We start from the raw sequence: 13,059 nt of genomic DNA, 5'->3' as shown, positions 1-13,059 counted from the left end.
AAAAGATTTCATCTTCAACCAGCTACAGAAATTCTTGGAGGTGTTGTTCAACTCAATTGAAGAGGCAGCTATTTATTTCGAATGAGGGCATAGTGCTGCTAATGGTCAAGCTTCACCATGAGCAATTACTAGAACAGCTAACTGTAGAACAACAAAAGAGGACAGTCACTGCCTTTGTAAAATTACCGAATAGCTCTTCATGTATCAGCTCGTATTGCTGGAAATGCGTCTTAGGGTTGGTCGCATAACTCTTATACAATGAAAAGACTAGATAGGGTAGAGCATTAGGGAGCTATATGAAAGAAACGTTAAGCAATAGCATTATTCTGGAAATATGTATGTTGACATTTAAAGCACTCTAAGCTAAGCCGAAAGCTCTTGTGACCGTAAAATATGTTAAAATAGGCTATAGTATAAATAGGGAGGAATGGTTTTGGTAACCGAAAAAAGCTTAAGAACTTGTGACAAAGGTCATCAGTATTATAAAAGCACGGACTGTCCAAGCTGTCCTGTTTGCGACAAAGAAAATAAACCAAAAGATGGCTTTCTATCAAAGCTTAGTGCACCTGCAAGAAATGCACTGCTCCATGAGGGGATTGCTACCTTGGAAAAGCTATCCACGTATACAGAAAAGGCTATTTTACAATTGCATGGGATTGGTCCAGCTTCCTTACCCGTGATGAGGGCGTCACTAGAAGCAGAAGGATTATCATTTCAACCAGCTACTGCAAGGAGGAAAAACAAGATGACAAACAGCAAAGAGCTATCAGCACAGCAGCGCGAGCAATTACTGCAAACCTTACAGGCACGCTTTGAGAAACATACAAGCCGTCATGAGGGGCTTGAGTGGGCAAAGGTGCAGGCAAAGCTTGAGGCGAATGAGGACAAGCTATGGTCGCTTTATCAAATGGAGGAAACGGGCGGCGAGCCTGATGTTATCGGCTATGATGAGGGAGCGGAGGCTTATATTTTTTATGATTGTGCAGCAGAAAGCCCTAAAGGTCGCCGCAGTGTTTGCTATGACCATAAAGCATTGGAGGCACGCAAAAAGCATAAGCCTGAAAACAGCGCAGTTAGCATGGCAGCCGATATGGGCATCGAGCTATTAACAGAGGAGCAATACCGAGCATTACAGCAGCTTGGTGAGTTCGATTTAAAAACATCAAGCTGGGTGCAAACACCTGATTCGATTCGAAAGCACGGAGGAGCTATCTTTTGTGATCGCCGCTATGATACGGTTTTTGTTTATCACAATGGCGCAGATTCCTACTATGCTGCACGAGGCTTCCGCGGCTCACTCTACGTATAGCAATAGTTTGGTGGCATTTTAATGGAACCACGGCAGGAGCTACAAGGATGGCTATAGAAGTAAGGGCTGTCTGTCTATTCAGACAGCCTCTTTTAAGTGCTATGCTGCAAGTATGAAATATGAATTTGCGATGAAAGAGGAGTTACGATGAATGTAAAGTTCGAATTTAAGGATTTTCCTACATTAGCAACAGAACGTCTTATCCTACGAAAAGGAATAGTTGATGATTGCCAAGATATTTTGGCGCTTTATGCTGATGAAAATGTAGTAAAGTATCTTCCATTAACATTATTTACTGCAACGGAAGATGCAATAGCTGAGTTAAACTGGTATGATAAAATTTTTCGGGAGCAGACTGGTTTAAGGTGGGTCATTGAAGAGGCTAAGACCAAAAAGGTTATTGGGACATGTGGCTATTTGAATTATGAAAAAGTGCATAACCGTATAGAAATCGGCTATGATTTAAACCCTGAATACTGGGGGAAAGGGCTAATGCAAGAGGCTTTAAGCAATATTATACATTTTGCCTTTACAGCAATGGAAATAAATAAAATCGAAGCAAAAATAGAGCCAGAAAATATAGCATCGATAAAATTATTGGAAAAGTTAAGGTTTGCTAAAGAGGGTGTTTTAAGACAGCATGAATTTGAAAAAGGGAAATATGTAGACCTCGCCATCTTTTCAATATTGAAAAATGAATACTAGAAGGCTTATCAAAAAATTCTCCCAGCAATAAAAACAGCGGTCGCTATGGGCTACACGAAATAATTGTTGTAGGCTTCTAGACATATACATAAGAGCATTTTCGCACACAACTACTTTTTCAAAATCCTGAAACTACTGAAAATCGAAACATTATACTTTCATACAAAACCTTGCTATAATAGGCGTTGCGAATACATATGAAAGAGGGCGAAGAGATGAACGCTTATGATGAATATATGAAGCAGGTCGTGAAGCCGATGCGTGAGGAGCTGGTGGAGGCTGGATTTACGGAGCTAACAACGGCTGATGCGGTGAATGACTTTATGGCGGAGGCAAAGGGTACGGCGTTAGTGGTGATTAACTCGGTGTGTGGCTGTGCGGCAGGGCTTGCGCGTCCAGCAGCGCGTGAGGCGATTGCGGCGGTAAAGCCAGATCATCTTGTGACAGTGTTTGCGGGGCAGGACCCTGAGGCAACGGCGGCAATGCGTGGTTATTTTGAGGATGTGCCACCAAGCTCACCATCGATGGCGATTTTAAAGGATGGGGAGTTAGCGTACTTTATTCCACGCGAGCAAATTGAAGGATTCCCTGTGGAGCAAATTGTGGCGCATTTAACAGGTGTGCTAGAGCAAACATGCGCGAAATAATAACGATTGTGACGACAGCGGGCAGACCAGACGAGGAATCAATGGCGCTCGCTGCTTTTGCATGCAAAGAATTAGGTGCTGCGTTTGAGCCACGCAAAAAGCGCTCCATTCGTAAGATGTCGCAGGAATTACAGGCACATGTAATCGTTGCGGGAAAAAATCGCTATGATTACTATGCCTATGGTGCACAGGAGCCGTTTTTCTTTCATCCTAATTCGGCTGCGTTTCGCTTAAAGCGAGTAGCGCGTGGGGAGCGTGAGCCATTTTTAGCGGCGGCACAGCTTCAGCAGGGTGATACGGTGCTGGATTGCACGCTGGGACTAGCAGCGGATGCCATGCTGGCAGCTTATGCGGTTGGTGCAGCGGGGCGTGTTGTCGGGCTAGAGGCAAATGCAAATGTGGCGTTTATCGTCAAGCAGGGGATGCAAAGCTATGATATTTCGGAGTTGCCATTAACTGCCTGTATGCGACGGATTGAAGTTGTGCAAAAAGAGGCAGTGCATTATTTACAAGCATTGCCTGATCAATCGTTTGACGTTGTTTATATGGATCCGATGTTTGAGGAAACGATTGAAGAGGCGAATAATTTTCAGGCATTACGACAGGCTGGGGAGCATGTTACATTGACGGATAAATGGGTTGCGGAAGCGAGGCGTGTAGCGAGAAAGCGTGTAGTATTAAAGGCACATTTTCGCTCGGAATGGTTTGCGAACTATCATTTTCGGCAATATAAACGAGCAACGGCGAAATTTCATTACGGTGTTTTAGAACTTTCGAGGGGGAATTAGATGGCAAAGCATGAGATAAGAACCTCTTTTGAGCTGGGCTTACTTGCGAAAGCACAGTCATTAAACTGTACGAAGCCCCCTAGTCCTTGGGTGTATGAAACGATTATTCCAGCCGCTGGGGTATTTGCCTGTGGATGGGATCAGGATGAAAATGTAGTGTTAATTAGTGGGTCAGGCTATAGTGTGACAGCGCCAATAACAGGTAAACGTCTTGATCGGGAGCGGGATGCAGATTTCACCAATAGCTGCATTAGTAACGATTATTTATTTTTTCAGCTACCATCATCACAGCAACGAATTTCAATTTTTGGCTTTGAGGCAGGAGATGGCATTCATCTAACGGCAGATGGCTGGCAGGTTGAGGTGATTTACCCTTGGTGGCCGCGTGCAACAGTTGTGCTTGATTATCTTTTTACAACGCATTATCAATATTTACAGCAGGCAACAGCGATTGACCTTCAGCGCTTGGATGGAGCCATTAAATGTGGCTTTTCGCCATCAGGCAATCACCTTATGCTGATGGGTTCAGGAGGAGCCTTGATTTATTCGAGAAAGGAATGAGGCGATGTATTATAACAAGGATGGCTATGTGTCCATATGGGCGGGCAAGGTTCATAGTGAAGTACAGCTTTATACATATTTAACAACTGTTTATCAGGGCAGGGAGGAAACAGATCAGGCTTTTGCTGAAAAGCTTGGGCAGCTTTTTTTGCCTGAACATCAATGTCGGGCTTACGAGAGCGACTTGAAAGCTCTTTTTGATGACTATTATCATCAATTTACCTATGATTTTGGCATAGTATTTGATGAAGATTTTTGTGAGGCACTCTATTATAAAGCGCCCTCCAATGAGCTTTCACAATTAATTCATCCTGATTTTTCCTATGTCGAGCACTTTACAGCTAATTTCATCGCTAAAATGGGCAATAAGCTACCTGAGTCATATAATGCGGTGATTATCTTATACGATTGTCACTATGATGGGCATATTGCATCTGTTCGACATGAAGCCTATCAAATTGATTTTCTTGGTGCTGTGGAAATGTCTTTACTTTTATAAAAAATAATGCTATAATAACAAACGTGCTATTTTAGGTAGCATATTTCCGTAATCTGGCATTCTGCTTTTTGTTTTTGTAGATACTTATTCACACTGGCGCATGCTTTGGGGCTGCAAGGACGCAAAAGAAGGTAGGGTTTGCGTTGCTTAAGTTAGAAGGCATACAGTGGAATTTTACCGCGGTGATGAAACAAGGTTGTTTCAAGATAATATTCCCCAGACGATTGGGTTGAGACGTTAATAATTTACGAAAATGTTACCTATAAATACTAAAGGGGTGGCTTCGCAATAGCGAGGCTACCCCTTGTCTAATATGAGGGCTTCCAATATTTAGTTGGTATGCATTGCCGTTTACGCCACTCGTTAAATACGTAATAATAAAGACAAACAATGAAAAGGCGAGGGATTTTTATGGCAACAACTATTTTGACACAATTAACGGCAATGGCGGAGGCACAGCAAAAAAGCTTAACACAATTGCTGACAGCCTATTGTCAGGAGAGGCTGCTATATCGTTTATCAGTATCCTCCTACAATGACCAATTTTATTTAGAGAACATAGCCTTACAAGAGATTGCATTATTAACAACCGCAAATGCCCAGCAAGCTACGATTGCCAAGCATGCTTTTCAGGAAATATGTGCAATGGAAGGCTTAGAGGATGAACTTATATTTTTAGGAAGCGAATTAGCAAGTAGTGTTACGGCTAACTGTATACGGCTGAAGATTCCAGCCAAAATCGCTGACAAAACCATATACATAGAAGTAATGATTTATTGTCAGGAACGCACTCGCATCACACCAAAGCTTAGCAGTGTGCCAGCCTTACTTGACATGGAACCTGCTATGCTGTATACATATCCAGTAGAATTTGTGCTAGCACAAAAAATCGTAGCACAGGATGATAGAGCCATTGTTCAGCTTATGGCAGCTCATCCTATCGAGGGGCGTGCATTGCAGGGCTATGTTGAGGAGCTGCTTGATCAGCAACGACTGACAATGGAAGCCTGCCAATCACTTACCGTTCATCAGCAGCTACAGCCATTTTTGGCAGCCATCTTAACAGAAAATGAATATTTCCAGCAGTGGTACGCTAATAATCAGGCTTGGCAATAGAGTGAACTAACAGTAAGCTGCTTTAATAAGATTATCTCGATTGAGGTAATCTTATTTTTTGTCTAGAGCATTGGATAATCTCTTTAAAATAATCGAAAAACTACGAACTGCATATGCCCTTTTGCCCCAAAATCATGTCCTCCATCATTATCACCTGAGTTACGCTTTGAAGTATAAATAAAATCGAAATGGATAATTTAATATTTAGAGATAGCAGTAACTTTAGGCGTTATAGCTTGCGCGATAGCGTTAAAGATTATGGATGAAAGAAGGTAGAGGATGGACAAGAATTTGCATTATGGTGAAGATTATAAATTTATTCCTGCTACTTCTGTTCGGAGTGGTGTAGGCATAGAAGTGTTGCCTGATTTATATCAATATACGATTCAAATTGTAAACATTGTGCTTTATGGCGACCCAAGCACGAAGGAATTTGTGCTTATTGATGCAGGGATGCCAAAAAGTGCAGAGGCCATTATTTCAGTAGTTGAAGACCGCTTTGGACGTGATTCTCGACCGAAAGCAATTATTTTAACTCATGGTCATTTTGATCATGTTGGAGGCATTATTGAATTACTGGAGCATTGGAATGTTCCTGCCTATGCCCATCCTTTGGAAATGCCGTATTTAACAGGAAAAGAAAGCTATCCACAACCTGATCCTACTGTAAGTGCTGGCATGGTGGCAAAAATGTCACCTATTTTTCCAAATGAGGCGATCAATTTAGGTGAGCGTATTACAGCAATTCCTTCGGATGGGAGCATCCCATATATGCCAGACTTTCGCTGGATTCACACCCCAGGACATACCCCAGGACATATATCTTTGTTTCGTGAGCAGGATCAGGCACTGATTGCAGGAGATGCATTTGTGACGGTTAAACAGGAATCTCTTTATAAAGTTTTTACCCAAACAAAGGAAATCAGTGGTCCCCCTCAATATTTAACAACGAATTGGCAAGCTGCTCAAGCATCTATTGAAAAATTAGCTGCATTAAAACCGTCCGCTGCTATCACGGGGCACGGATTACCAATGCAAGGTGAAGAGCTTACAAGGGAACTGAGGAAGCTTGTCGATCATTTTGAACAGATCGCTTTACCAAAGCAAGGCAAATATTTAAACTAAAGTATCGAACAGTTGCCTAGAACTCGAAAACGTATGATTCTAGCCTGCGAAAAAATATTTGATATTGCTAGTGATGTAGTCAGAAATCATAAAGGGTCACTCTGGCACAGTGACCCTAAGCCCCACAATAGTAGGAATCAGCTATTTGTTGACCAGCATTAAACTTGTGTTACTAATTCTACAGCCTCTACTACTAATGGTGTTCCTGCTGTGATTGTACCAGTCACATCGTTAAATGTTAACTCCGTTGCAGAGATTGTATAGGCCCCCCCTTCCTGTAAGACGCCATTAATATAGAAATTATAATAACCATTTGCTACTACAGGAAAAGCGGTTGCGGCATTGCCACTGTCATCTAAAAAGGCAGTTGCAGCAATGGTAGTCCCGTCTGTGACAGCTAAATTGGCTGCTAAAATATTAAAGAATCTAGTCGAAGAGCCTGTAACATTTACATGAATATTGATAATCGAAAGCGCCATTTTCTTCACCTCCTTTCAAGAACAGCAATATTTATTGGAAGCCTAAGGATTCGATAATAATTGGCGTTCCAGCAAAAATAGTGGCATTAAATGGGTTAAGGGTTAATGCATCTGGGGTTACATTATAGGCGCCGCCCTCTTGCATAACGGCATTAATATAAAGATTGACGTAGCCGTTAGGGTGAAAAAGCGTAAATTCGGTGATAGGAGCGCCATGATCATCTGTAAATAAATGAGCTAGAAGGGTTGCTCCATTTGTTAAATTAATAGCCTCTGTCACAATATAGAAATATCGATTGATAATGGGCATAATCGTTCCTGCAGGGATAACGGCTGGAGGAGGTTGAATAGCACCTATGTCAATAGCCTTTATACGGGACCAAAAAACGCGATTATTGTCACAGCAACTGTCACAAGCCAACTTTTGGAGGTCCAATTTCTTCATGATTTTTCTCACCTCTCTTTTCAATATGTTTTTGCCCCCGAAAGTGATAGGCATTTGTTACAGAAAAAGATGTTTAAAGAATCTATCTTACTGTTACTAATAGTCTATGAATTAAAATGGGAGGGTGATTGGCACTATGTCTATTTAATCGAGAGTATTTATAAAGAAGTAGCGTAGCCATTGTTATTGTGCAGTAGCTAGTAAAAGGTTCCGATATATTCCGTATCGTAAATATCGAGTAAACCATCATTTTTATCGCTAAGATGTAGTTGTAAAGGAGGGAAATGAATGCTACAACAATTTAATCATTTAATGGACTACATTGAAAACCATTTAACGGAAGAAATCTCTGGCAAAGAAATATCAAAAATTGTAGGGTTATCTGATTATCATTTTAAAAGAATGTTTTCGTATATGGCGGGCATGTCATTGAATGACTATATCAAAAACAGAAGATTATCAGTTGCCAATGTTGAATTAATTAACGGTGCAAAAGTAACCGATATTGCCTATAAATATGGCTATCAATCGATCGAAGGGTTTTCAAGAGCCTTTCGTGAATGGAGCGGTTTTTTACCGTCAGAAGTAGCGAAAAATAAAATTCAAAAATCATTTCCCAAATTTTCATTTTTTATCGATATAAGAGGAGGGATATCAATGGAATTTAAAATTGAGAGGAAAGAGAAGTTTCATATCGTAGGTGTATCGAAAAGAGTACCCATTCAATTCGAGGGTGAAAATAAGGCTATCATAGAGCTAGCCCAGTCCATTACCGAACAGCAAAGACATGAAATGCATCAATTAGCTGATGTATATCCACATCAAGTCTTGAATGTATCCTATGATTTTGATGATGGTTTCTTAGAAGAAAAAGGATATTTAACGCATATGATTGGTTTTGCAACGACAAAAGAAAACCGATTCGATGATTTAGAGCAGCTTTCGATTGAAGAAAGCTTATGGGCAATTTTCCCTAATCGAGGGCCATTTCCTGCTACACTGCAAGAAACTCATGCTAAAATCTATGCTGAATGGCTACCTTCGTCCGATTATGAGGTAGTGGATATGCCTGGGATTTCCTTTACAGAGCACAATGGTACTTCGGAAAATGTCTATAGCGAAATTTGGATGCCTGTGAAGGAAAAAAATAGCGGGCGATAAACGCGAATAATTATTATAGGGCAATACTAGACCAGTGAGGAAAAACCCTGCTGGTCTTGTTGAAATGGTTGTGTAATCGAAAAGCTTATTACTGACACGGAATTCTCAATACACATCCTAGTTCGTTGAAGTTTGACTTGTGTTCAGCAGTTAGCTCATAATATGGAATCATAAAGCTCTATTTACTTAGAATGAAGGGGGGGAATGTCAAGATGGAGGTAGTATATTTTGCAGGCGGATGTTTATGGGGCGTACAAGCCTTTATAAAAACCTTACCTGGCGTTCAGCTTACAGAAGCAGGAAGAGCGAATGGCACAAGCCAGACACTGGAGGGGGATTATGATGGGTACGCCGAATGTGTAAAAACAGAATTTGACCCAACCGTTGTCACAATCAAGGAATTAATGGGCTATTTCTTTGAAATCATTGATCCATACAGCTTGAACAAACAAGGACAGGATGTTGGGGAGAAATACAGAACAGGCGTCTATAGTGAAAACCCTAAGCACTTACAGGAGGCGAGGGCATTTATTGATAAGCGAAATGATGCCAACCTTATCGTTGTTGAAGTATTACCACTGACAAACTACATAAGAAGCGCAGAGGAGCATCAAGACAGACTAACTAGATGTCCAAATGATTACTGTCATATTCCAGAAGAACTATTAAATAAGTATAAGTAGGAGAAATTGCTGAAAAATAAGTTGACATAGCGAATTCAAAGGTAACTGTCCTTGTTGCAAAAAAGGTCAAATGATTGATCGTAAAACGTTCATTGGCTGTAGTGAGTACAAAAATGGCTGTAAGTTTTCTATTAATAAAACAGTTGCATTTAAAAAGCTCACTGAGAAAAACATCCTAAAGCAAGGGGTTACAGCTGTCATTAACGGTTTTAAATCCAAAGCGGGTAAATCGTTTGATGCAAGATTGAAAATTTTGGATGGAAAAGTGACTTTTGATTTTTCCGAATAAATTGTTTTGAGGATTCACCAAAATATGTTTCAATAAGTAAATATAATTCTCCTTATTTAAGCAAGGAACGTAACCTAAGATAAGTATAATTGTCGTATGTTAATAAATTTGATATGATTATTTCGTTGTAAATGAAAGGAGCATTAGATATGTGTTGCTCATGTTGTCCAGTAGTAGATATGCAAAAGTTTCTATAATTTTAAAAAATATAGGAGGTTATTTTGTATATGCTATTACAGGAAAAATTAATTAATATAATTAAAGAGAAGTGTGAAAAGGATCCTCGTATTTCTGCGTGTATGATGTATGGATCGTTTACAAAAGGTGAAGGGGATCAATATTCGGATGTTGAGTTCTACATCTTTTTAAAGACTACAGAAATTGAACAATTTGAGTCTTCTGACTGGATTAGAGATATTGCTCCATATGATTTACACTTCATTAACGAATATGGGTCAGAAGTTGTCGTGTTTTCCAATTTAATTAGAGGAGAGTTTCATTTTCTGTCTGAATCTGAGATTGAAGTTATTAAGACATTTAAAGAAACAGGTGTTTTCCCTGACACAGAATCCATGTTTATTTATGATATAACAGGTAAATTAAAAGTATGTTTAGATTATCTAAAGGGTGAAGGACCAGAAAGAATGACAAATGATAATGTCAATTCTGCCTTTAATAACTTTGTTAACGCATGGATAATGGGTATAAATGTTTTGAAAAGAGGGGAAATTGCACGTTCGTTGGAATGTCTAACATATGTTCAAAAATACGTTTTACAATTGATTAGAATTCGTGAAAAAAGCGTAGAACGTTGGCTAAATGCTACAAAAAATTTGGAAGATGATCTTTCAGAAAAGGCATATAGTGAATATACTTCAATTACGTCAAAGTTGGATAAAGAAGAATTATATCATGCTTATTCAAATGCACTGCATGTAGTTGAGGGATTGGCTTGTTTACTTGTTGATGATTATAAATTTGACATTAATTTAGCATTTCTAAAGAAATTACATTCTTATTTAACGAATCGTCCTTAAATTGTAAAGGGATAGTTAATAAATAGGAGAGGGTACCAAAAATTTGGATACCCTCTCTATTTTTTGATTAGGTATGTGAAAAGCAGGTGGTCGGATATTCCTTTATCTTTAAAAGCTCAAGCTTTATTGAGTACAATAGAAGAGTACCTTGATAGTAATGGAGTTTGTCTAACAAATGAAATTGTTGGAACAGGTGTATTTATATATGGCAATACAATGTTATCTCCATCACCTTTAATAACAGAAGTATCCTTCTAAAGGTAAGCCATTCAAGAGCATTACTTTAGACAGCCATTAATGGATAGGTGGCTATGTGAAAAAACATTGATAGATAGTTTAGTTTTCGATTAAACTTTATTCCAAAGCTACAAATGTTATATAAAGTATTTTGCAATTAACACCGTAGTTCACATATGCAATATATATGGATTTTTATAGTGAAAAGATTCGCCAAAGCCAAAGCTGGCGAATCCTTTTTATTTTATATTATAAATACTATTCTGCATTTTCAATAATACAGCAATGTGTATAGGTGGAAAAGATAAGTCGAAAACTATTTTATGAAATGTCTAACTATTAATGTACATTCAAAGACTTCGTGCATTGTTGCACTAAGTTCTCATACATATATATAATCTCGTTGGTTAATTTCTTCATCAGTTTTTTTTCATTCTGTTTTTAACACCCTCTATCTTTTCTGATAATTGTCGTTGGCGCTGTTCTAGTTTGTGTAAAGCCGTTCTTTATTCAGTTTTTCTCGTAAAGCTACTTTTAGTTCTGATCGGTATAGATACTCAATCGGGTTTATGTCTTTCTTATGGTGAAAGGCTCTCTTAATCTTATATTCTAATTGTTGTATGTCCAACTCTAATTGATATTGTCGTTGTTTAAGTAGATGTAAAGCTTGTTCTATATCAGCCATGTTATGCCTCCTTTTTAATGGAGTTAATACTCATGATTAATGATGCAGGTAATTTTAAGTTAGCTTTTCAAAATTTTTTAAAACTCAATCGCTGGTACTAAGTTTGTTAATACCATCTGTTCAGTTTTAATTCTATAACTTACACGCTGCCAAGCAATTTTTTTAGCCCCAACTCCGTGCATTGTTTTGCACTAAAATGCAATGTAAAGAAAAATGGAAAAACCCCAGAAAACCTTTCAGATCAAGGTAACTGGGGCATAAAAGAGTGTTTATTGCAAAATAATAAAATTAGTCCGTGAAGCATAAAGATGATAAGTAACCTAACATTAATAAAAGACCAATACCGATTGCGATATCCATGCTTGTACCTCCTTTAAAAAAACGACACATTATTCATAAATATTGTACAATGAATTATAGAAATATGAAACCTTTTAATGGCGAGAACGTATATAATAATAAGGAGAATTACCAATTTGTACATAAAGAGTAGGTGTGAGTAAATGAAAACGTGGGTGAAAAAAAGTATTGTTATCATGGTGGCGTTTTTAACATTTGGTTTAATTACGCCGACACATGAAATTTGGGATGCATTTGATCAAGGCTCTTCTAACCGCGCATCTATCGGTTCTGCATCGGGGACAGGCACGGCGGTTGCAGCAGAAACAGCGACTAGCTGGGAAGAAGAGAGCCAAATACAGGAGGAAGTGGTTGATTATAATGCCCTGCTTCTCGATGCAGCAAGGGAGCAATCGTACATAAAGTTTGGTACAAAAATCGGTCCGAAAATTAGCCATGAATTCGATAATATTATCTTCCCAAAAATCGAAGAAGCTATTGCAATGACCGTAGCTAGCTTGGACGAGCAATCACTAGCATCCTTAACAATCTCTGAAAAGCCAAGCGGTCATTATGGTGAAAAAATTTTTAATGTGATCAATCATGCAACAGGCACAGATGTCATTCGCTTCCATGTACGTACGGAAAAAAGACCGTTGGAAGGCTACTACTACAACTTCCATTACCACAGTGCCGAGGACAACTTTATGGCACATCACAACCTAGGCGATATCTATTGGAACAAAAACACACCACCGAAATGGTTATCATAAACGACCAAAAACACTCGTTGAACATGCGAGTGTTTTTATTTTGATAAACATTACTTGGAAGAGTGACGGATAGAAGTCCAAATGTGGTGGATAGAAATGCAACTATGACGGATAGAATCCAAAATTTGCAGGATAGCTTGTAATAAAGGCTCCCAGTTAAACAGAAAAGGCAGAGGTGTTG

The 13,059-nt window shown here is 39.0% G+C and carries 16 protein-coding genes and 1 pseudogene; 14 read left to right on the top strand and 3 right to left on the bottom strand.

What is annotated here, in order from left to right; genetic code table 11:
- Nucleotides 1-427: 427 nt before the first annotated feature.
- From ACIQVU_RS08565 to ACIQVU_RS08525, 9 genes and pseudogenes are all read left to right on the top strand, one after another.
- Nucleotides 428-706: pseudogene (locus ACIQVU_RS08565) on the top strand (RNA polymerase alpha subunit C-terminal domain-containing protein); the annotation flags it as partial.
- Between the two features lie 39 nt (nt 707-745).
- Complete coding sequence (locus ACIQVU_RS08560; protein ID WP_402895000.1) at nt 746-1,309, top strand: DUF4256 domain-containing protein; 564 nt, start codon at nt 746-748, stop codon at nt 1,307-1,309.
- A gap of 147 nt (nt 1,310-1,456) precedes the next feature.
- Nucleotides 1,457-2,014 carry a GNAT family N-acetyltransferase gene (locus tag ACIQVU_RS08555; RefSeq protein ID WP_340805631.1) on the top strand — a complete coding sequence of 186 codons (558 nt, stop codon included), beginning with the start codon at nt 1,457-1,459 and terminating at the stop codon, nt 2,012-2,014.
- A gap of 215 nt (nt 2,015-2,229) precedes the next feature.
- On the top strand, nt 2,230-2,661 hold the full coding sequence (locus tag ACIQVU_RS08550; RefSeq protein ID WP_340805632.1) for a BrxA/BrxB family bacilliredoxin: 432 nt from the start codon (nt 2,230-2,232) through the stop codon (nt 2,659-2,661).
- The gene (locus tag ACIQVU_RS08545) at nt 2,649-3,449 is read left to right on the top strand and encodes a class I SAM-dependent methyltransferase (RefSeq protein ID WP_340805633.1); all 801 of its coding nucleotides are present in this window, start codon (nt 2,649-2,651) and stop codon (nt 3,447-3,449) included. Before ACIQVU_RS08550 ends, ACIQVU_RS08545 begins: the two co-directional genes overlap by 13 nt.
- The gene (locus ACIQVU_RS08540) at nt 3,450-4,010 is read left to right on the top strand and encodes a hypothetical protein (RefSeq protein WP_340805634.1); all 561 of its coding nucleotides are present in this window, start codon (nt 3,450-3,452) and stop codon (nt 4,008-4,010) included.
- Nucleotides 4,011-4,014: 4 nt separating this feature from the next.
- Entirely contained in the window at nt 4,015-4,509 is a 495-nt protein-coding gene (locus ACIQVU_RS08535) for an immunity 22 family protein (protein WP_402894938.1), read from the top strand.
- A gap of 411 nt (nt 4,510-4,920) precedes the next feature.
- Nucleotides 4,921-5,625: a nucleotidyl transferase AbiEii/AbiGii toxin family protein gene (locus tag ACIQVU_RS08530; protein ID WP_402894935.1), complete on the top strand. Its 705-nt coding sequence runs from the start codon at nt 4,921-4,923 to the stop codon at nt 5,623-5,625.
- A gap of 279 nt (nt 5,626-5,904) precedes the next feature.
- On the top strand, nt 5,905-6,750 hold the full coding sequence (locus ACIQVU_RS08525) for an MBL fold metallo-hydrolase (RefSeq protein ID WP_402894933.1): 846 nt from the start codon (nt 5,905-5,907) through the stop codon (nt 6,748-6,750).
- A 158-nt stretch (nt 6,751-6,908) separates the two neighbouring features.
- Here the strand turns inward: ACIQVU_RS08525 and ACIQVU_RS08520 are convergent, their stop codons facing one another.
- Nucleotides 6,909-7,229, bottom strand: a complete 321-nt coding sequence (locus ACIQVU_RS08520; protein WP_402894930.1) for a DUF4183 domain-containing protein — start codon at nt 7,227-7,229, stop codon at nt 6,909-6,911.
- 31 nt (nt 7,230-7,260) lie between these two features.
- Nucleotides 7,261-7,674: a DUF4183 domain-containing protein gene (locus ACIQVU_RS08515; RefSeq protein ID WP_340805641.1), complete on the bottom strand. Its 414-nt coding sequence runs from the start codon at nt 7,672-7,674 to the stop codon at nt 7,261-7,263.
- Nucleotides 7,675-7,962: 288 nt separating this feature from the next.
- Between ACIQVU_RS08515 and ACIQVU_RS08510 the strand changes: the two genes are divergently transcribed.
- The 4 genes from ACIQVU_RS08510 (at nt 7,963) to ACIQVU_RS08495 (ending at nt 10,844) form a co-directional block, all read left to right on the top strand.
- Nucleotides 7,963-8,835: an AraC family transcriptional regulator gene (locus ACIQVU_RS08510; protein ID WP_340805642.1), complete on the top strand. Its 873-nt coding sequence runs from the start codon at nt 7,963-7,965 to the stop codon at nt 8,833-8,835.
- 212 nt (nt 8,836-9,047) lie between these two features.
- Complete coding sequence (locus ACIQVU_RS08505; RefSeq protein WP_340805643.1) at nt 9,048-9,518, top strand: peptide-methionine (S)-S-oxide reductase; 471 nt, start codon at nt 9,048-9,050, stop codon at nt 9,516-9,518.
- Between the two features lie 70 nt (nt 9,519-9,588).
- A complete protein-coding gene (locus ACIQVU_RS08500) occupies nt 9,589-9,807 on the top strand; it encodes a topoisomerase C-terminal repeat-containing protein (protein ID WP_340805645.1) in 219 nt (72 codons plus the stop codon).
- Between the two features lie 227 nt (nt 9,808-10,034).
- The gene (locus ACIQVU_RS08495) at nt 10,035-10,844 is read left to right on the top strand and encodes a nucleotidyltransferase (RefSeq protein ID WP_340805647.1); all 810 of its coding nucleotides are present in this window, start codon (nt 10,035-10,037) and stop codon (nt 10,842-10,844) included.
- Nucleotides 10,845-11,565: 721 nt separating this feature from the next.
- Here the strand turns inward: ACIQVU_RS08495 and ACIQVU_RS08490 are convergent.
- Nucleotides 11,566-11,766, bottom strand: coding sequence for a hypothetical protein (locus ACIQVU_RS08490; protein ID WP_340805649.1), 201 nt, complete (start codon nt 11,764-11,766; stop codon nt 11,566-11,568).
- 503 nt (nt 11,767-12,269) lie between these two features.
- Between ACIQVU_RS08490 and ACIQVU_RS08485 the strand changes: the two genes are divergently transcribed.
- Nucleotides 12,270-12,878 carry a YpjP family protein gene (locus ACIQVU_RS08485; protein WP_402894926.1) on the top strand — a complete coding sequence of 203 codons (609 nt, stop codon included), beginning with the start codon at nt 12,270-12,272 and terminating at the stop codon, nt 12,876-12,878.
- Nucleotides 12,879-13,059: the final 181 nt, after the last annotated feature.

Origin of the sequence: Lysinibacillus sp. NPDC098008 (assembly GCF_044760715.1) — a bacterium.
In the GTDB taxonomy this organism is placed as follows: domain Bacteria; phylum Bacillota; class Bacilli; order Bacillales_A; family Planococcaceae; genus Lysinibacillus.
This window is presented reverse-complemented; position numbering and strand designations above follow the sequence as displayed.

Coding starts and splice junctions, on each gene's coding strand:
- ACIQVU_RS08520 (WP_402894930.1), bottom strand. CDS start 7,229: ATGGCGCTTTCGATTATCAATATTCATGTAAATGTTACAGGCTCTTCG.
- ACIQVU_RS08485 (WP_402894926.1), top strand. CDS start 12,270: ATGAAAACGTGGGTGAAAAAAAGTATTGTTATCATGGTGGCGTTTTTA.
- ACIQVU_RS08505 (WP_340805643.1), top strand. CDS start 9,048: ATGGAGGTAGTATATTTTGCAGGCGGATGTTTATGGGGCGTACAAGCC.
- ACIQVU_RS08535 (WP_402894938.1), top strand. CDS start 4,015: ATGTATTATAACAAGGATGGCTATGTGTCCATATGGGCGGGCAAGGTT.
- ACIQVU_RS08515 (WP_340805641.1), bottom strand. CDS start 7,674: ATGAAGAAATTGGACCTCCAAAAGTTGGCTTGTGACAGTTGCTGTGAC.
- ACIQVU_RS08540 (WP_340805634.1), top strand. CDS start 3,450: ATGGCAAAGCATGAGATAAGAACCTCTTTTGAGCTGGGCTTACTTGCG.
- ACIQVU_RS08545 (WP_340805633.1), top strand. CDS start 2,649: ATGCGCGAAATAATAACGATTGTGACGACAGCGGGCAGACCAGACGAG.
- ACIQVU_RS08495 (WP_340805647.1), top strand. CDS start 10,035: ATGCTATTACAGGAAAAATTAATTAATATAATTAAAGAGAAGTGTGAA.
- ACIQVU_RS08530 (WP_402894935.1), top strand. CDS start 4,921: ATGGCAACAACTATTTTGACACAATTAACGGCAATGGCGGAGGCACAG.
- ACIQVU_RS08550 (WP_340805632.1), top strand. CDS start 2,230: ATGAACGCTTATGATGAATATATGAAGCAGGTCGTGAAGCCGATGCGT.
- ACIQVU_RS08525 (WP_402894933.1), top strand. CDS start 5,905: ATGGACAAGAATTTGCATTATGGTGAAGATTATAAATTTATTCCTGCT.
- ACIQVU_RS08555 (WP_340805631.1), top strand. CDS start 1,457: ATGAATGTAAAGTTCGAATTTAAGGATTTTCCTACATTAGCAACAGAA.
- ACIQVU_RS08560 (WP_402895000.1), top strand. CDS start 746: ATGACAAACAGCAAAGAGCTATCAGCACAGCAGCGCGAGCAATTACTG.
- ACIQVU_RS08490 (WP_340805649.1), bottom strand. CDS start 11,766: ATGGCTGATATAGAACAAGCTTTACATCTACTTAAACAACGACAATAT.
- ACIQVU_RS08510 (WP_340805642.1), top strand. CDS start 7,963: ATGCTACAACAATTTAATCATTTAATGGACTACATTGAAAACCATTTA.
- ACIQVU_RS08500 (WP_340805645.1), top strand. CDS start 9,589: ATGATTGATCGTAAAACGTTCATTGGCTGTAGTGAGTACAAAAATGGC.